Source organism: Streptomyces sp. NPDC015139 (assembly GCF_043079785.1).
GTDB lineage: Bacteria > Actinomycetota > Actinomycetes > Streptomycetales > Streptomycetaceae > Streptomyces > Streptomyces albidocamelliae.
The window spans coordinates 412,992-430,140 of sequence record NZ_JBIBUW010000004.1; the positions used below are offsets into that span (position 1 = coordinate 412,992).

14 protein-coding genes are annotated in these 17,149 nt (G+C 73.4%); 8 read left to right on the top strand and 6 right to left on the bottom strand.

Translation table 11 applies throughout. From position 1 onward, the window contains the following. Positions 1–183 precede the first annotated feature (183 nt). A complete protein-coding gene (locus ACF08B_RS14105; protein ID WP_176985526.1) occupies positions 184–951 on the bottom strand; it encodes a hypothetical protein in 768 nt (255 codons plus the stop codon). A 166-nt stretch (positions 952–1,117) separates the two neighbouring features. Next, on the bottom strand, positions 1,118–2,791 hold the full coding sequence (locus ACF08B_RS14110) for a PucR family transcriptional regulator (protein WP_392317566.1): 1,674 nt from the start codon (positions 2,789–2,791) through the stop codon (positions 1,118–1,120). 343 nt (positions 2,792–3,134) lie between these two features. Between ACF08B_RS14110 and ACF08B_RS14115 the strand changes: the two genes are divergently transcribed. From ACF08B_RS14115 to ACF08B_RS14135, 5 genes are all read left to right on the top strand, one after another. After that, positions 3,135–4,028 carry a xanthine dehydrogenase family protein subunit M gene (locus ACF08B_RS14115; protein ID WP_093697896.1) on the top strand — a complete coding sequence of 298 codons (894 nt, stop codon included), beginning with the start codon at positions 3,135–3,137 and terminating at the stop codon, positions 4,026–4,028. Next, positions 4,028–4,612: a (2Fe-2S)-binding protein gene (locus ACF08B_RS14120; RefSeq protein ID WP_392317567.1), complete on the top strand. Its 585-nt coding sequence runs from the start codon at positions 4,028–4,030 to the stop codon at positions 4,610–4,612. Before ACF08B_RS14115 ends, ACF08B_RS14120 begins: the two co-directional genes overlap by 1 nt. 5 nt (positions 4,613–4,617) lie before the next feature. After that, on the top strand, positions 4,618–7,002 hold the full coding sequence (locus ACF08B_RS14125) for a xanthine dehydrogenase family protein molybdopterin-binding subunit (RefSeq protein ID WP_392317568.1): 2,385 nt from the start codon (positions 4,618–4,620) through the stop codon (positions 7,000–7,002). A 209-nt stretch (positions 7,003–7,211) separates the two neighbouring features. Further along, positions 7,212–8,669, top strand: coding sequence for an NCS2 family permease (locus ACF08B_RS14130; RefSeq protein WP_392317569.1), 1,458 nt, complete (start codon positions 7,212–7,214; stop codon positions 8,667–8,669). A 48-nt stretch (positions 8,670–8,717) separates the two neighbouring features. Next, positions 8,718–9,869: an XdhC family protein gene (locus ACF08B_RS14135; protein WP_392317570.1), complete on the top strand. Its 1,152-nt coding sequence runs from the start codon at positions 8,718–8,720 to the stop codon at positions 9,867–9,869. A gap of 13 nt (positions 9,870–9,882) precedes the next feature. On the opposite strand, the gene ACF08B_RS14140 is transcribed toward ACF08B_RS14135, so the two are convergent. Next, positions 9,883–10,323, bottom strand: coding sequence for an SRPBCC family protein (locus ACF08B_RS14140; protein ID WP_392317571.1), 441 nt, complete (start codon positions 10,321–10,323; stop codon positions 9,883–9,885). Between the two features lie 213 nt (positions 10,324–10,536). Between ACF08B_RS14140 and ACF08B_RS14145 the strand changes: the two genes are divergently transcribed. Next, positions 10,537–11,370: a TIGR04222 domain-containing membrane protein gene (locus tag ACF08B_RS14145; RefSeq protein WP_392317572.1), complete on the top strand. Its 834-nt coding sequence runs from the start codon at positions 10,537–10,539 to the stop codon at positions 11,368–11,370. 31 nt (positions 11,371–11,401) lie between these two features. Here ACF08B_RS14145 and ACF08B_RS14150 read toward each other — a convergent pair whose 3' ends face one another. Beyond that, positions 11,402–12,169 (bottom strand): polysaccharide deacetylase family protein, encoded by a 768-nt coding sequence (locus ACF08B_RS14150; protein WP_392317726.1) that lies wholly within the window; start codon positions 12,167–12,169, stop codon positions 11,402–11,404. Positions 12,170–12,358: 189 nt separating this feature from the next. Between ACF08B_RS14150 and ACF08B_RS14155 the strand changes: the two genes are divergently transcribed. After that, positions 12,359–13,000 (top strand): phosphoribosyltransferase, encoded by a 642-nt coding sequence (locus tag ACF08B_RS14155; protein WP_392317573.1) that lies wholly within the window; start codon positions 12,359–12,361, stop codon positions 12,998–13,000. A 569-nt stretch (positions 13,001–13,569) separates the two neighbouring features. Here ACF08B_RS14155 and ACF08B_RS14160 read toward each other — a convergent pair. After that, positions 13,570–14,412: a patatin-like phospholipase family protein gene (locus ACF08B_RS14160; RefSeq protein ID WP_392317574.1), complete on the bottom strand. Its 843-nt coding sequence runs from the start codon at positions 14,410–14,412 to the stop codon at positions 13,570–13,572. A gap of 192 nt (positions 14,413–14,604) precedes the next feature. Here ACF08B_RS14160 and ACF08B_RS14165 point away from each other — a divergent pair, with 192 nt between their 5' ends. Then, positions 14,605–15,984: a diacylglycerol/lipid kinase family protein gene (locus ACF08B_RS14165; protein ID WP_392317575.1), complete on the top strand. Its 1,380-nt coding sequence runs from the start codon at positions 14,605–14,607 to the stop codon at positions 15,982–15,984. Here ACF08B_RS14165 and ACF08B_RS14170 read toward each other — a convergent pair. Continuing rightward, complete coding sequence (locus ACF08B_RS14170) at positions 15,962–17,101, bottom strand: magnesium and cobalt transport protein CorA (RefSeq protein ID WP_392317576.1); 1,140 nt, start codon at positions 17,099–17,101, stop codon at positions 15,962–15,964. The two genes, ACF08B_RS14165 and ACF08B_RS14170, sit on opposite strands and share 23 nt — an antisense overlap. Between the last annotated feature and the right edge of the window lie 48 nt (positions 17,102–17,149).

Sequence of the window (17,149 nt, forward strand, 5' to 3'; positions counted from 1 at the left end):
TGAGGGTGCGGGCCGGTGCCGGGTGCGGGTCCGTCGTGGCTGGTCGCGCAGTTCCCCGCGCCCCGGAGGGGGTTGCGGCCGTCGCCACCGGCAAGTCGGGCGGTGTCCCGAGGGGCGTGGGGAACTGCGTGATCGGCCGGCACCGGGCCGCGCGCGGCCCGGTGAAACCTCTCCCGCCCGGTGCTACGCCGTCGCCGCCCCCGGTGCCGGAGGCGTCAGCTGGGCCGCCAGCCAGGTCGGTACGCCACCCAGGAGGCGGAACAGGCGGCGCGCTTCCTCCCGCAGCCGGGACGCCTCCGGTTCGGACTCCGCGTCGGCCAGCGACGCCAGTGCCGGCGCCGTACCCACCAGGTAGCCCAACTCCTCCCGGATCCGCAGGGATTCGGCGAAGCCGTGCCGCGCCTCGGCCAACTCCCCGTCCCGCAGCGCGAGTCCGGCCAGATGGCGCCAGGTGAAGGACAGCAGCAACGGGTCGGCGTGCGCGACGGCACCCGCGTGGGCCCGCCGGTACGCGGCACGGGCCGCCTGCGGCGAGTGACTCAGGTTCTCCGCCAGCAGCCCCCGGCGGAAGTCCAGCAGGGCCCGCCCGGCCGCCCCGGGAGCGATCAGCGCCGCCGCCCGGCCGAGCGCGGCCCGCGCCTCGTCGGCCCGGTCCCGCACCCCGTGCAGCGTCGCCGCGTAGGCGAGTTGGCCCCGCTCGCAGGCCGCAGCGCCGCGCTCCTCGTCGCCGTGCGCGAGCGCCTCCGCCGTGCGCAGGGCGTCCTCGGCCTCCTGCCAGCCCCGCTCGGTGTACAGGCACCGTTCGACGAGCAGCGCGGCCCGTTGCAGCGCCGTCGCCGGTGTGCCGGGTGGCAGCAGCGCCGCCGCGTCGGCCCAGCAGGCCCGCGAGCGCAGCCGCCATACCGCGGTCTGGAGAGGATCGTCACCAGCGGTCGTTCCGTTACCAGACATGGCGGTATGCGCCACGTTGCCCTCCCCGAGCACGCCATCGAGCTGTTGAGTGGTGGCGGCATTCCAGCATCTGCGGCGGGGCGGGGCCAAGACGTCGGGTGAAAGATTTCACAAAGTCGTGGGGCGCGAGCGTGACCGGATCCGGCCCCTCGCGCCCCCGCTGACCTCAGCTCATGCGCAGGGCCAGGAAGAAGTCCAGCTTGTCCTCCAGGCGCGAGAGGTCCCGTCCCGTCAACTGCTCGATACGGCCGACCCGGTAGCGCAGCGTGTTGACGTGCAGGTGCAGACGGGTGGCGCAGCGGGTCCAGGAGCCGTCGCAGTCGAGGAACGCCTCGAGGGTCGGGATCAGCTCCGCCCGGTGGCGGCGGTCGTAGTCCTTCAGGGGGTCCAGGAGGCGTGCCGTGAAGGCGCGGCGGACGTCGTCGGGGACGAACGGCAGCAGCAGGACGTGCGAGGCCAGTTCCTGGTGGCCGGCCGCGCAGACCCGGCCGGGACGGGCCGCGGCGACCCGGCGGGCGTGCCGGGCCTCCTCCAGGGCGCCGCGCAGCCCCTCCGCGGAGTGCACGGCCGCGCTCACGCCGAGGGTGAGCCGTCCGTCGTCGTTCAGGCCGGCCGTCAGCGGCTCCCGCACCGACTGCAGCAGGGAGTCGGCCAGCAACCCCGTCTCGGAGCCGTCGTGCTCGGCGGAGACCGCGGGCAGCGGGACCAGGGCGATGGCCTCGTCGCCGGTGTGGGCCACGGCGATGCGGTCCGAGGGCTCCGGGCCGGTCGCCAGCGGGTCGACCAGCACTTCCTCCAGGAGCGACTGGGCGACCGGACCGCCCTCGGCCTCCTGGCCCTCCCACTCGACGCGGGCCACGACGACCTGCCAGTGCGGGGCCGTGCCGAGCCCGGGCAGCAGCACCGGCGCGGCCACCCGCAGCCGGGCCGCGATCTCGGCGGGCGCGGCGCCCGTCTGGACCAGCTCCAGCACCTCCTGGGCCAGCCGGCGCCGGACCGTGCGGGCCGCGTCCCGGCGGTCCCGCTCCACGGCGATCAGCTGGGTGACGCCCTGGAGCAGGTCCAGGCGCTCCTCGGGCCAGTCGCCGGCGTCGGCCTCGACGGCCAGCAGCCAGTCCGACAGGACCGTCTCGCGGACGTCCCGGGCGGCCTGCGGGGAGCGGCCGGAGGAACGGACCGGGAAGAGCGAGTACGTCACCCCGTCCAGCAGGAAGCGGTGCGGTCCGCGCCGTCCGGTGCGGGTGGCGGCCAGGTGCTCGGCGGCGAGCCGCGCGCAGGTCTCGACGGGCAGCGCCGGGCTCGTCTCCTTGGAGCCGGCGATCAGGCGGCCGGTGGGGGAGAGCACCCAGGCGCGCAGGTCCAGGTCGGTGCCGAGCAGGTCCAGGACGACGTCCGGGCCGCCGCCCGCCGGGCCCGAGGTCATCATCCGCCGGTGCCGGTCCACGACCGCCGCCAGGTCCCCGGCACGCTCTCCGGAGACCTGCCGTACGACGTGCTCGGTGATCGACGCGAACGCCACCGACTCGTGCACCGCGAACAGCGGCAGCCGGTGCCGGGCGCAGGCCAGCACCAGGTCCTCCGGCACATCGCCCAGCTCGGCCTCGCCGGCGGCCAGGGCCGCCACCCCGGCCTGCACCAGGATGCGGACGAACGGCTCGGAGTCGTCGGCGTCCCGGCGCCAGGCCAGGCCCGTGAGGACCAGCTCACCTCCGGAGAGGTAGCGGGACGGGTCGCGCAGGTCGGTCGTCATGACCCCGCGGACCGACCGGTCCAGCTCGTCCTCGCCGCCGAGCAGCCGCAGGCCCAGCGCGTCGGTGTCCAGCAGTGCGCGCAGCCGCATCTCGTCGCCGCCGTTCTTTGTCTCGAAACCTACGATGGATCTTTGAGGGTGACGGGAGGGTCACCCGGAACCGGACGCTCGGGGGCGTATCCCGGGGTCCGGGTGCCGTTTCCCGCGTTGCCCAGGGAAAACCGAGAGGCTACCGATGACCTCCGTTCATACGAATCTACAAGATGCTCGCCCTGGCCAGCGAACTCCTTCATGGTTTCGGTGACTGACCCCGCCGGAGTACGGAGCGGTGTACTGAGTCCACTCCGCGTTAACAGGACATGAACGAGCCGGGCCCGCCGCACACGGATTGGCTCAATCTGAACGACCCACGAGACGAAGAAGAGAGCCGGTCATGGACTTCCTTCGCCCCGCCAGCTGGGAGGAGGCGCTCGCCGCCAAGGCCGAGCACCCCACCGCTGTGCCGATTGCGGGTGGCACCGATGTGATGGTCGAGATCAACTTCGACCACCGCCGGCCCGAGTACCTCCTCGACCTCAACCGCATCGGCGACCTCTCCGAGTGGGAGGTGGGCGAGGACACCGTACGGCTGGGTGCCTCCGTCCCGTACACCCGGATCATGGAGAACCTCCGCGCCGAGCTGCCGGGCCTGGCGCTCGCGTCGCACACGGTCGCCTCCCCGCAGATCCGCAACCGCGGCGGCGTCGGCGGCAACCTCGGCACGGCCTCGCCCGCCGGTGACGCCCACCCCGCCCTGCTGGCGGCCGGCGCGCAGGTCGAGGCGGAGTCGGCGGCCCGCGGCACCCGGCTGATCCCCATCGACGAGTTCTACACGGGCGTCAAGCGCAACGCGCTCCAGCCCGACGAGCTGATCCGCGCCGTGCACATCGAGAAGGCCGACGGCCCGCAGCAGTACTCGAAGGTCGGCACCCGCAACGCCATGGTCATCGCCGTGTGCGCGTTCGGCCTGGCCCTGCACCCCGGGACGCGCACCGTGCGCACCGGCATCGGCTCGGCCGCCCCCACCCCGGTGCGGGCCAAGGCCGCCGAGGAGTTCCTGAACGCGGCGCTCGAAGAGGGCGGCTTCTGGGACAACGGCAAGATCATCACCCCTTCGGTCGCCAAGCAGTTCGCGGAGCTGTGCTCCGGCGCCTGCAACCCGATCGACGACGTCCGGGGCACCGCGAGCTACCGCCGCCACGCGGTCGGCGTGATGGCACGCCGGACGCTGACCTGGACCTGGGAGTCGTACCGCGGCGCCCGCCGCACCACCGAGGGAGCTGCGTAATGCGCGTCAACTTCACCGTCAATGGACGCCCGCAGGAGGCCGACGACGTCTGGGAGGGCGAGTCCCTGCTGTACGTCCTGCGCGAGCGCCTCGGGCTGCCCGGCTCCAAGAACGCCTGCGAGCAGGGCGAGTGCGGCTCCTGCACCGTCCGCCTGGACGGCGTCCCGGTCTGCTCCTGCCTGGTCGCGGCCGGCCAGGTCGAGGGCCGCGAGGTGGTGACCGTCGAGGGTCTCGCGGACTTCGCCAAGCAGCGCGCCGAGAGCGGCTGCGCGACCGGCGCCTGCGGCGGCACCTCGCTGGACGAGGCCAAGCAGTGGCAGGCCAAGGGCACCGACTCGCAGACCGGTGAGGGCACCGAACTCTCCCCGATCCAGCAGGCGTTCATCGACGCCGGCGCCGTCCAGTGCGGCTTCTGCACCCCCGGTCTGCTCGTCGCCGCCGACGAGATGCTGGAGAGCAACCCGAACCCGAGCGACGCGGACATCCGCGAGGCGCTGTCGGGCAACCTGTGCCGCTGCACGGGCTACGAGAAGATCATGGACGCGGTCCGCCTGGCCGCCGCCCGCCAGTCCGAGGGGGTCTGACAGACATGCCGACCAACGGCGCTCCTACGAAGATCACGCAGGGCTCGCAGACCAAGGGCGGTATCGGGGAGTCCACGCTCCGCCCGGACGGCACCCTCAAGGTCACCGGCGAGTTCGCGTACTCGTCCGACATGTGGCACGAGGACATGCTGTGGGGCCAGATCCTGCGCTCCACCGTCGCGCACGCCGAGATCGTGTCGATCGACACCGCCGAGGCCCTCGCCATGCCGGGCGTCTACGCCGTCATGACGTACGACGACCTGCCCACCGAGGTGAAGAACTACGGCCTGGAGATCCAGGACACCCCGGTCCTCGCGCACGGCAAGGTACGCCACCACGGCGAGCCGGTCGCGATCGTCGCCGCCGACCACCCGGAGACGGCCCGCCGCGCCGCCGCCAAGATCAAGGTGGACTACCGGGAACTGCCCGTCATCACCGACGAGGCCTCGGCGACCGCCCCGGACGCGATCCTCGTCCACGAGGGCCGCGACGACCACCACAGCGGGCACGTCCCGCACCCCAACATCGTGCACCGCCAGCCGATCGTCCGCGGCGACGTGGCGCGGGCCCGCGAGCGGGCCGACGTGATCGTCGAGGGCGAGTACACCTTCGGCATGCAGGACCAGGCCTTCCTCGGCCCCGAGTCCGGCCTCGCCGTGCCCGAGGAGGACGGCGGCGTCCACCTCTACATCGCCACCCAGTGGCTGCACTCCGACCTGCGCCAGATCGCGCCGGTCCTCGGCCTGCCCGAGGACAAGGTGCGCATGACGCTGGCCGGCGTCGGCGGCGCGTTCGGCGGCCGCGAGGACCTGTCGATGCAGATCCACGCCTGCCTGCTGGCGCTGCGCACCGGCAAGCCGGTGAAGATCGTCTACAACCGGTTCGAGTCCTTCTTCGGGCACGTCCACCGGCACCCGGCGAAGCTCTACTACGAGCACGGCGCCACCAAGGACGGCAAGCTCACGCACATGAAGTGCCGGATCGTCCTGGACGGCGGCGCCTACGCCTCCGCCTCCCCCGCGGTCGTCGGCAACGCCTCCTCCCTCTCCGTCGGCCCGTACGTCGTCGACGACGTCGACATCGAGGCCATCGCCCTCTACACCAACAACCCGCCCTGCGGCGCCATGCGCGGCTTCGGCGCGGTCCAGGCGTGCTTCGCCTACGAGGCGCAGATGGACAAGCTGGCGACGAAGCTGGGCATGGACCCGGTGAAGTTCCGCCAGCTCAACGCGATGGAGCAGGGGACGCTCATGCCGACCGGGCAGCCGGTCGACTCCCCGGCCCCGGTCGCCGAACTCCTGCGCCGCATCAAGGCGATGCCACTGCCGCCCGAGCGCCAGTGGGAGTCCAGCGAGGGCGCCGACGTACGGCAGCTGCCCGGCGGACTGTCCAACACCACGCACGGCGAGGGCGTCGTGCGCGGGGTCGGCTACGCGGTCGGCATCAAGAACGTCGGCTTCTCCGAGGGCTTCGACGACTACTCCACCGCCAAGGTGCGCATGGAGGTCATCGGCGGCGAGCCCGTCGCCACCGTGCACACCGCGATGGCGGAGGTCGGCCAGGGCGGGGTCACCGTCCACGCGCAGATCGCCCGCACCGAACTCGGCGTCACCCAGGTGACCATCCACCCCGCCGACACACAGGTGGGCTCGGCCGGCTCGACCTCGGCCTCCCGGCAGACCTACGTCACCGGCGGCGCCGTGAAGAACGCCTGCGAACTGGTCCGCGAGCGGGTCCTGGAGATCGGGCGCCGCAAGTTCGGCTCCTACCACCCGGCCTGGGCGACCGCCGAACTCCTGCTGGAGGGCGGCAAGGTCGTCACCGACGGCGGCGAGGTCCTCGGCGACCTGGTCGACGTCCTGGAGGGCGAGGTCGTGGAGCTGGAGGAGGAGTGGCGGCACCGGCCGACCGAGCCCTTCGACCTGCGCACCGGCCAGGGCAACGGTCACGTCCAGTACTCCTTCGCCGCGCACCGCGCGGTGGTCGAGGTCGACACCGAGCTGGGCCTGGTCAAGGTCATCGAACTGGCCTGCGCCCAGGACGTCGGCAAGGCGCTCAACCCGCTCTCCGTCATCGGCCAGATCCAGGGCGGCACCACCCAGGGCCTGGGCGTGGCCGTGATGGAGGAGATCATCGTCGACCCGAAGACGGCGAAGGTCAGGAACCCCTCCTTCACGGACTACCTGATCCCGACCATCCTCGACACGCCGACCATCCCGGTCGACGTCCTCGAACTCGCCGACGACCACGCGCCCTACGGGCTGCGCGGCATCGGTGAAGCCCCGACCCTGTCGTCCACCCCGGCCGTCCTCGCGGCGATCCGGAACGCGACCGGGCTGGAGCTCAACCGCACTCCGGTGCGGCCCGAGCACCTCACGGGGACCGTGTAACACCCAGACTCTCCGGGCGGTGTGAGGGAACGTCACACACTCCGCCGCGCCGCCCGGAGGAACCCCCTTTGAGTTCCGCACCGCTCGCGGCCCTCGAAGCACCAGGAAATTCGTTCGTCTCGGGCCGTCCCCCGGGCCGTCCATTCCCAAATCCCGTGACCGTCAGGGCGGTTGCACGGGTGCCCCTGTGAACCTTGGGAGATGGCACCATGACCCAGCAGTCAGTGGAGCCCAGGACCGCGTCCGACGACGCCGGCGACGGCAGTCGCATCCCGGCCGGACGGTCCTGGCTCGACAGGTACTTCCACATATCCGGAAGAGGATCCACAGTCGCGCGTGAGGTGCGCGGCGGCATCACCACCTTCATGGCGATGGCGTACATCCTCCTGCTCAACCCCCTCATCCTGTCCGGCAAGGACGCGGCGGGGGACACGCTCGGCCAGAAGGCGCTGATCACCGCGACCGCGTTCGCGGCGGCCTTCACCACGCTGCTGATGGGCTTCGCCGGCAAGGTGCCCCTCGCGCTCGCGGCCGGCCTGTCCGTCTCCGGCGTGCTGTCCTCGCAGGTGGCCCCCAACATGACCTGGCCGCAGGCCATGGGCATGTGCGTGATGTACGGCGTGGTCATCATGCTGCTGGTCGTCACCGGCCTGCGCGAGATGATCATGAACGCGATCCCGCTGGCGCTCAAGCACGGCATCACCATGGGCATCGGCCTGTTCATCGCGCTCATCGGCTTCTACAAGTCCGGCTTCGTGCACCAGGGCAAGGCCACCCCGGTCACCCTCGGCCCCGCCGGTGAACTCGCCGGCTGGCCGGTGCTGCTCTTCGCCGGCACGCTGTTGCTGATCTTCATGCTCCAGGCCCGGAACGTCCCCGGCGCCATCCTCATCGGCATCGTCTCCGGCACGATCGTCGCCGCCGTGCTCAACGGTCTCGGCGTCATCGACCCGAAGCAGTGGGCCAACGGCGCCCCCGAACTGCACGGCACCGCGGTCTCGATGCCCGACTTCTCGCTCTTCGGCCACGTGGAGTTCGGCGGCTGGGAGAAGGTCGGCGCGATGACGATCGGCATGATCGTCTTCACCCTCGTGCTGGCCGGCTTCTTCGACGCGATGGCCACCATCATCGGCGTCGGCACGGAGGCCGGGCTCGCCGACGACAAGGGCCGCATGCCCGGCCTGTCCAAGGCGCTGTTCATCGACGGCGCCGGCGGTGCGATCGGCGGTGTGGCGGGCGGCTCCGGCCAGACGGTGTTCATCGAGTCGGCGACCGGCGTCGGCGAGGGCGCCCGCACGGGCCTGGCCTCCGTCGTCACCGGCCTGTTCTTCGCGGCCTGTCTGTTCTTCACCCCCGTGACCGCGATCGTCCCCCAGGAGGTCGCCTCCGCGGCCCTGGTGGTCATCGGCGCCATGATGCTGATGAACGCCCGGCACGTGGACTGGGCCGACCGCGCGACCGCCATCCCGGTCTTCCTGACGGTCGTCCTGATGCCGTTCACGTACACCATCACCTCCGGTGTCGCCGCGGGCGTCATCTCCTACGTCGCCATCAAGACCGGCCAGGGCAAGGCCCGCGAGATCGGCGCCTTCATGTGGGGGCTGGCCGTGATCTTCCTGGTCTACTTCGCCCTTCATCCGATCGAGGGCTGGCTCGGCGTGCACTAGCCGCCGCGCCGAAAGCCCGTCCGCGCAACCCCGTGAGGAGACCGACAGATGCTGGACATCGCCGAGGAGCTCGACCGGTGGGTCGAGCAGGGCCGTGACTTCGCCGTCGCCACCGTGGTGGCCGTCGGCGGCAGCGCCCCGCGCCAGCCCGGCGCCGCCCTCGCGGTGGACGCCGACGGCACGGCGATCGGGTCGGTCTCCGGCGGGTGCGTGGAGGGCGCCGTGTACGAGCTGTGCCGGCAGGCGCTGGAGGACGGGGAGACCGTCCTGGAGCGCTTCGGCTACAGCGACGAGGACGCCTTCGCCGTCGGCCTGACCTGCGGCGGCATCATCGACATCCTCGTCGTGCCGGTCCGGGCGGACGGTCCCGCCCGGCCGGTGCTCGCGGCCGCGCTGGCCGCCGCCGCGCGTGGGGAGGCGGCGGCGGTCGCGCGGATCGTGGAGGGACCGGCACAGCTGCGGGGCCGGGCCCTCCTCGTCCGTCCCGGCGGCTCCACCGACGGCGGCTTCGGCGGCCACCCCGAACTGGACCGCACGGTCGCGGCCGAGGCCGGCGCCTTCCTGGACGCGGGCCGCACCGGCACCCTGGAGATCGGCGAGCAGGGCTCGCGCTGCGGGTCCCCGCTCACCGTCCTGATCGAGTCCTCCGTCCCCCCGCCCCGCATGATCGTCTTCGGTGCGATCGACTTCGCGTCCGCGCTGGTCCGGGTCGGCAAGTTCCTCGGCTACCACGTCACGGTGTGCGACGCCCGGCCGGTGTTCGCCACCCGTGTCCGCTTCCCGGAGGCCGACGAGATCGTCGTCGAGTGGCCGCACCGGTACCTGGAGCGCACCGAGACCGACGCCCGTACGGTCCTCTGCGTCCTCACCCACGACGCCAAGTTCGACGTCCCCCTGCTCGAACTGGCCCTCCGGCTGCCCGTCGCCTACGTCGGCGCGATGGGCTCCCGCCGCACCCACCTCGACCGCAACGAGCGGCTGCGCGAAGTCGGCGTCACCGAGCTGGAACTGGCCCGCCTGCGCTCCCCGATCGGCCTCGACCTCGGCGCCCGTACGCCCGAGGAGACCGCCCTGTCCATCGGCGCGGAGATCGTCGCCCACCGCCGGGGCGGCAGCGGGGTGTCCCTGACGGGCGCGCACACCCCGATCCACCACGACACGGCGACCCGGCCGGCGCGGCGCATCGGCTCGGTCGCCTGAGAGCCGCCGTCGTTCAGGCCTTCCTGAGCAGCTGATCCGCCGCGCGGCCGAACATGAGGCGGGCCGTCCGGTCCAGGACGCCGTCGAAGAGGCGGGGCAGGAGGCGGACGCGCAGTTCCTCCCGCCACACCACCCGGCTGCGGCCCCCCGGCTCCGGCCGGACCTCGATCTCCGCCCAGCCCAGGACGACCCGGCCGCGCTTCTCCAGCCGGCACAGTCCGGGCTCGCCGCCCACCGGGGGGCGCCAGACCGTCACCTCCATGACGTCGTCGACGGTCACCGGTCCGACGCCCGAACGGGCCACGAATCGCGTGCCCTCGTGGGTCGGTGGCGCGGTGAGCACCTCGATCCTGGTCAGCGGGACCACGTCGGCGTGGCGGGGCCATTCCGTCAGCCTGCGCCACGCCTCCTCGGGGGCGAGCGGGGGCGTGCGTTCGAGGGAAAAGGTGGGCACGGCACGATCGTAGGGAATCGGCGGCGTCCACCAGCGCGTTCGCCCCCGGCTCACCTGACCGGCCCAACGGCCGTCCGCCGCGCGAGCGTCCGGCCCGCTGCCGAACGGCGTGCCCGAAAGGGTCCGGGAACGCGCCCGGCATACGGAGATCGGCGTTCCGGCGGGCGGGTCCGGGTATGCCGCCCGTCAGTCGGACATCTCCGAGGGGGCGCCGTGCCGGTGGAGCGGATCGGCTTCGTCGTACTGGCCGTGACCGCGGCCCTGCTGGTCTCGGGCGCCCTCTGCAGCGGCCGTGCGGCCCGCCGGGTGGCCGCCGTCGCCGTCGTGCGCCGGGCGGAGCCCGTGGCCGACGTCTACGAGATCGCCTACCTGCGGGGCGGCACCCGCCGCCTCTTCGAGGTCGTGGCGGTGCGTATGCGGGACACCCGCCGGCTCACCGTGTCGGGGAGGCACGACTGGATACGCCTGGACCCGGCCGCCCTCCGGCCGCAGGACGACGTCGAGGCCGCGTTCGCCGACGCGGTCGTACGGCACCGCGCCACCGCACGCGACCACGGGCTGCCCTGGCAGGCGCCGGACGACGAGCGCGTCGACCGTCTCGTGCAACGGCTCGTCGGCGAGGGCCTCTTGAACGATCCCGTGCGCGCGGGCGCCGCCCTGACCGCCTTCGAGTACCTCGTGCTGGCGATCTCGGTCTCCTGGCTGCTCACCGTGGCGGGCGTCGTACTCGCCTGGCTGGACGGCTCCTACGGGATCCTGGCCGGATACGTCCCCGTGCTCGTGGTGCCGTGGATCCTGTGGTGGCGCGACAGCAGCCGCCACCCCGGACCGTCGCCGCTGGGCAGACGGGCCGTCGGGCGGGCGAAGAAGGGTGCCTGGGCGCCCGATCCCCACCCCGGACCGGACCGGGGCGACCCGGAGGTGCTCGGCCGGGTGGCCCTGCACGGCAGGCATGCGCTGCCCGACAGTCATCCGCTCGCTCCGCCGCCCCCGCCCCCGGAGTCCGAGTACGTCCCGCACGACGCGCCGGGACTCGGCGGACTGTGACCGCCCCTCGCGCGACGGCCCGCCCCCGGCCTCAGGGCCGGTACACCTTGCCCGGCTCGGGCTTGCCGGGCGCGAGCAGCTGAGGGACCGTCACGAAGACGTAGCCGCGCTCCTTGAGGGCGTCGATGATGCCGGGCACCGCGGGCACGGTGCCCTTGTAGATGTCGTGCAGCAGGATGATCCCGTCCCGTGACGCCTGGTCGAGGACCCGCTGGGTGATGAGGTCCGAGTCCTCGGTCGTGTAGTCCTTGGCGGTCACGCTCCACAGCACCTCCGCCAGGCCCAGTTCCTTGCAGATCTCGTGCACGTCGGCGTCGGTACGGCCCTGAGGCGGGCGCATCAGCGTCGGCTTGCGGCCGGTGAGCCGCTCGATCTCGTCGTTGGGCCGCTTCAGCTCCGCCCGTATCTGCGCGTCGGATATCCGGGTGAGGATCCTGTGGTCCCAGGTGTGGCTCGCGACCTCGTGGCCCTCGGCGGCCATCCGCTTGACCAGCTCCGGGTACTTCTCGATGTGCCGCTTGCCGAGCAGGAAGAAGGTCGCCGGGACCTTCTTCTCCTTGAGGATGTCGAGCAGCGCCGGCGAGTTCTCGCTGGGGCCCGCGTCGAAGGTGAGCGCGATGCACTTGGCCTGGCGGCAGTCGACGGTCCCGAGCCTGCCCGGCGCCCCGTGCGCCGCCTCGGCGCGCGCGGTGCTCGGTGCGGTGGTGTCGACCTGGGCGCAGCCGGACAGCGCCAGCGCGAGGCAGGCCGCGGCCGAAAGGAGCGCCGCCGGACGCAACCCGCGGCGCCGTTCGCGCATCTTCCTGGGCGGAGGCGCGGGCGTCGGGGACATGGTCGGGACGCCGGTCGGGATCCCGTCGGTCGAAAGAGGCATGCGGGGACTATACACTCAGTGTATAGAGCATGTGTGCGAATTCCGGGGTGTGATCCGCGGTACACCTGGTCGCCGTAGCACCATGGAGGCAGGGGCTCCGCGGAGGAGGACGACATGCGCTTCCGGGACCGCGCCGAAGCCGGCCGGGAACTCGCCGGGCTGCTGGCCGACGCGCAGGCGCGGGGAGAGCTGACCGATCCCGTGGTGCTCGCCCTGCCGCGCGGGGGCATCGCCGTGGCCGAGCCCGTCGCCCGGGCTCTCGACGCCCCGCTGGACGTGCTCGTCGTCCGCAAGATCGGCGCCCCGCACCACGAGGAGTTCGCCGTCGGCGCGCTCGCCGGTGACGACCCGCCGCTCTTCGACGCGGACACCCTGGACCTGTTGGGCCTGACCGAGGAGTCGATGGCCCCCGTGGTCGAGCGCGAACGGCGCGAACTGCGCCGCCGCGAACGGCGTTACCGGGGTGACCGGCCGGTCCCCGAGCTGGCCGGCCGCACGGTGATCGTCGTCGACGACGGCCTGGCCACCGGTGCCACCGCCCGCGCGGCCCTGCGCCACCTCCGGCGCCGCCGGCCGGCCCGGCTCGTCCTGGCGGTGCCCGTCGGTGCCCCCGACTCCGTCGAACTGCTCGCCGCCGAGGCCGACACCATCCTCTGCCCGCACCGCCCGACGGGCTTCTCCGCCGTCGGCCAGTGGTACGAGGACTTCGGCCAACTCACCGACGACGAGGTACTGGCGGCACTGGCGGCGCACTGACCCGGATCTCCTCCGGGACCGGTCACACCTCCCGGCGGCCGCGCGCATCGGCCGGACACCGCCTGGGGGCATTCACGGGCGGTCGGCACGGGGCCGTCAGGGATGGGCCCCGTGCGCTTCCTGCGAGCCGGGGCGGGGCCCTCGGCGGTGCGAGCCGGGCAGGCGACCTTCGGTCGCGCCGACCCGCCGGGGATCCCTGGGGCGGCCCGGCCGAGCGTGCCGCAGGGGGGCGCATGACCAGCCCGTGCCGCGACGCAGGCTCGGGCGCCGGCTGCCCGGTGAGGCGAACTGGGCAGGCCCACCGCCGTCGCGCGATGGTCCGGGCCGGGTCGCCCTGCCGGGCTCAAGCGTTTCGGTTCGGCCGGCGTGCCGCAGGCGCCCGCCGTGGTCAGCTGGGGGCGGGCGCGGCCCGGCTGCTCGACCGAGCCGCGACGCGGGACCAGGCGCTTGCTGCCCGGCGGGTGCGAGCCGGGCAGGCGGTCCGTCGTCGCGCTGGGTGTGCCGACACGGGCCGGCTCGCTCAGCCGCGCCGCAGGGGGGCGTACCGGTCGCCGTGGGCGCCGGCTCGTTCAGTCCTGACCCCACCCCAGCTCCAGGCTCCGGCCCTGGGCGCGGCCCGCCTTCGCTGCCGGGCGGCGGGTGGCGGGGTCCAGGGCGTTGTCGCCGATCGCCGCCAGCGACGCCTCGTCGGGGGCGATGAGCAGCACCTCGGCGCCCCGGGCGCGCAGTTCTCCGACGCACCGCTCCAACGGCTGGTCGCTGGGGAACGGCTCGGTGGTGCCGAGCGGCACGAGCACCAGCACCCGGTCCGCACCGGCGGCCAGGTCGACGTTGGCGATGGACCGCACCCCGCCGTCCATGTACCGGTGTTCACCGATCGTCACCGGGGGCCACACGCCCGGCACGGCGCAGCTCGCCGCGACGGCGTCCACCAGCGGCACTCCGGAGTCCCGGTCGAAGACGCGCGGCTCACCGCTCCCGGCGTCCACCGCGACGATCTTCACCGCCCGCTCGGGCCATCCGTGGGCCGGCAACCGGGACGCGATCACCGCGTGCCGCGCCCGCTCGGAGACCGTCGGCGCGGCGAGCGCCGCCCGGCCGACCGCGCGCCGCAGGTCCGCCGTGGAGGCGGCCGACTCGGCCGCGGCGCCGATCTCCGCGGCGAACTTCTCCAGATCCATCTCCGCCGCGATCTCGGCGGACTGCAGCGCGGGGTCCACCTGCCGGGCGTACAGCTCCTCCAGGCCCAGCCCGCTCCCCAGCTGCGCCGCCACCGCGGAACCGGCGGAGGTCCCGACGAGCAGACCCGCCCCGCTCACGTCCCGCCCGGCATCGGCGAGCCCCGCCAGCAGCCCGGTCATCCAGGCGATACCGCCCACCCCGCCGCCGCCCAGCACCAACGCCTCACTCATCACGGCTCCTTGACTGCTCGTAGGTCCTTGATCCCCCGGGAACGACACCGCGGACGGCGTGGACATTCCCGGACACCACCGGGGGACCGGCCGGACGTCCCGGACGTGCCCCGCGCGGTGCCTCCTCGTAGCCTGGGAGGGAACCCGACGCCCTCGGCACCGGGAGGCCGGGCCGGGACGGGAGGTGCTGCCATGAACAGGCGCTGGACCGCGCGTCTGGCCCTCCTGGCGGGCGCGGCGGCACTGGCGGTGCTGCTGGTCTTCGCCGGGTTCGGCAGTGTGTTCCTGGTCCTGGTGGGAGCGGCCGGGCTGGTGCTCACGGCGGTCGGCGGCTGGTGGGTGGTGACCCGCACCCGGTGGGTACGGGCGCTGGGCGCGCTGCTCGCTCTCGGCGCGCCGCTCGCCGTCCTCGCGCTGTACGCGCTCGCCGGGCTGCTGTGGGTCGTACTGGTCTCGCTCGGCCTGTGGGCGCTGGCCGTCACCGCGGGCCGGGCGGCACTCGCCGACGGCACGTCCCGGCACATGGCGGAGCATCCGGCGGGCCGGGTCCGGCGGCCCTTCCTGATCATGAATCCGCGGTCCGGGGGCGGGAAGGTGGAGAAGTTCCGCCTCGTGGAGCGCGCCCGCGCCCTGGGCGCGGAGGTCGTCGTACTCGACCCGACGCACCACCAGGACGTGGCCGAGCTGGCGCGGCGGGCCGTCGCCGACGGAGCGGACCTGCTCGGCGTCGCGGGCGGCGACGGCACCCAGGCCCTGGTGGCCGGTGTGGCCGCCGAGCACGACGTCCCGTTCCTGGTGATCAGCGCCGGCACCCGGAACCACTTCGCCATGGACCTGGGCCTGGACCGGCAGGACCCGTCGGCCTGCCTGGGCGCGCTGACCGACGGGGTCGAACTGCGCGTCGACCTCGGCCGGATCCGGGCGGGGGCCGGGTCCGCGCGGTCCGGGGAGGAGCGCGTCTTCGTCAACAACGCCTCGTTCGGGGTGTACGCGGCCGTGGTGCAGAGCCCCGCCTACCGCGAGGACAAGGCCCGCACCACCCTGGAGATGCTGCCGGACCTGCTGACCCACCACAGCGGCGCCCGGCTGACCGTCCGCGTCGAGGGGCGGACCCTGACGGATCCGCAGGCCGTGCTGGTGAGCAACAACCCCTACCGCACGGACGACACGGCGGGACTCGGGCGCCGGGACCGGCTGGACTCCGGCCGGCTCGGGGTGCTGGCCGTCGAGGTCGGCAGCGCGGCGGAGGCGACGGATCTGCTGCTGCGCGGTGAGAACAGCCGCGGTCTGACCTCCGTGACCGCCCGGGAGGTCGTCGTCGAGGCCGACACCCCGGCCGTCCCGGTCGGGGTCGACGGCGAGGCGCTGTCGCTGCCCACCCCGGTGCACTGCCGTCTCGTACCCGGCGCGCTGCGCGTACGGGTGCCGCGGCACCGTCCCGGGGTGCCGCCGGTCGCGCCTCGCATGGACTGGCGCCGGGTGCGACGGCTGGCCCTGACGATGGGGCGGGTGGCGGCGGGACGCGACGACGACCCGTCCGGGTCCTCCCCTACAGCCAGTCCCGGTGCTTGAAGATCACGTACAGGCTGACGCAGACGACCCCCATCAGCCCGATCGCGAACGGATACCCGAAGGTCCAGCCCAGCTCGGGCATGTGCGTGAAGTTCATGCCGTAGATGGTGCCGACGAGCGTGGGCGCGAAGAGGATGGCCGCCCACGAGGAGATCTTCTTGACCTCCTCGTTCTGCTCGAACCCCGCCTCCGCCAGCGCCCGCATCTCCGCGTTCTGCTGCTGGGTGACCAGGGTCGCGTTGACCGTCAGGATCTCGGTGAGGGCCTGGCGGAAGCCGTCGACGCGCTCGCTGATGTGGGTGACGTGGTCGGCGACGTCCCGCAGGTAGCGCTGGAGCTCCTCGTCGGTCTCGTACTTGGCGAAGCCGGCCATCAGGCCGTGCAGCATGCCCACGAGCGGGCGCGTGGCGCGCTGGAACTCGACCATCTCCCGCGACAGTTCGTAGATGCGGCGGGAGACCGCGGGGTCGCCGCGGAACACCTCGGTCTCGATCTCGTCGATGTCGTTCTGGACGCCGGCCACCACCGGCGCGTAGCCGTCGACCACCGCGTCCAGGATCGCGTAGAGCACCGCCTCCGGGCCGAGTCCCAGCAGCTCGGGGGAGTCCTCCATACGGCGGCGGACCGCCGACAGGTCGGGTGCCGCACCGTGCCGGACCGTCAGCACGAAGTCCGGGCCGACGAACACGTGCAGCTCGCCGAAGTCGACCTCTTCGGGCGCGTCGAGGTAGCGGGCGGCCCGCAGGACCACGAAGAGCGTGTCGCCGTACCGCTCCAGCTTGGGGCGCTGGTGCGCCTCCATGGCGTCCTCGACCGCCAGCGGATGCAGCCCGAACTCGGCTGCCAAGGAGTGCAGTTGGGCCGCCGTCGGGCGGGCGAGGCCGATCCACGCCATGCCCGGGGACTCCTCGCGCAGCTCGCGGTAGGTCTCGGCGAGGGTGGCGGGGGAGGAGACGCGGACGCCGTCGCGGTAGAGCGCCGCCTGGACGACGCCGGTCGCGCCGGCCGGCTCCGCGGGACCGGGCGCGGGTGTCCCGGCGGCGGGCACGGGCGGCGTCTGGGCCCGGCGCCAGACCGACTTGCGGCCGCCGTTCCTGCCACCTGGTCGCTCGGCCATCGGCTGCCTCTCCGTCGAACCTGCGTACGGCGTGATCACGCGGCGGGG

What these genes read in the sequence shown, in the direction of transcription:
- ACF08B_RS14105 (WP_176985526.1), bottom strand. Translation starts at nt 951, where the DNA reads ATGTCTGGTAACGGAACGACCGCTGGTGACGATCCTCTCCAGACCGCG.
- ACF08B_RS14110 (WP_392317566.1), bottom strand. Translation starts at nt 2,791, where the DNA reads ATGCGGCTGCGCGCACTGCTGGACACCGACGCGCTGGGCCTGCGGCTG.
- ACF08B_RS14115 (WP_093697896.1), top strand. Translation starts at nt 3,135, where the DNA reads ATGGACTTCCTTCGCCCCGCCAGCTGGGAGGAGGCGCTCGCCGCCAAG.
- ACF08B_RS14120 (WP_392317567.1), top strand. Translation starts at nt 4,028, where the DNA reads ATGCGCGTCAACTTCACCGTCAATGGACGCCCGCAGGAGGCCGACGAC.
- ACF08B_RS14125 (WP_392317568.1), top strand. Translation starts at nt 4,618, where the DNA reads ATGCCGACCAACGGCGCTCCTACGAAGATCACGCAGGGCTCGCAGACC.
- ACF08B_RS14130 (WP_392317569.1), top strand. Translation starts at nt 7,212, where the DNA reads ATGACCCAGCAGTCAGTGGAGCCCAGGACCGCGTCCGACGACGCCGGC.
- ACF08B_RS14135 (WP_392317570.1), top strand. Translation starts at nt 8,718, where the DNA reads ATGCTGGACATCGCCGAGGAGCTCGACCGGTGGGTCGAGCAGGGCCGT.
- ACF08B_RS14150 (WP_392317726.1), bottom strand. Translation starts at nt 12,169, where the DNA reads ATGCGCGAACGGCGCCGCGGGTTGCGTCCGGCGGCGCTCCTTTCGGCC.
- ACF08B_RS14155 (WP_392317573.1), top strand. Translation starts at nt 12,359, where the DNA reads ATGCGCTTCCGGGACCGCGCCGAAGCCGGCCGGGAACTCGCCGGGCTG.
- ACF08B_RS14160 (WP_392317574.1), bottom strand. Translation starts at nt 14,412, where the DNA reads ATGAGTGAGGCGTTGGTGCTGGGCGGCGGCGGGGTGGGCGGTATCGCC.
- ACF08B_RS14165 (WP_392317575.1), top strand. Translation starts at nt 14,605, where the DNA reads ATGAACAGGCGCTGGACCGCGCGTCTGGCCCTCCTGGCGGGCGCGGCG.
- ACF08B_RS14170 (WP_392317576.1), bottom strand. Translation starts at nt 17,101, where the DNA reads ATGGCCGAGCGACCAGGTGGCAGGAACGGCGGCCGCAAGTCGGTCTGG.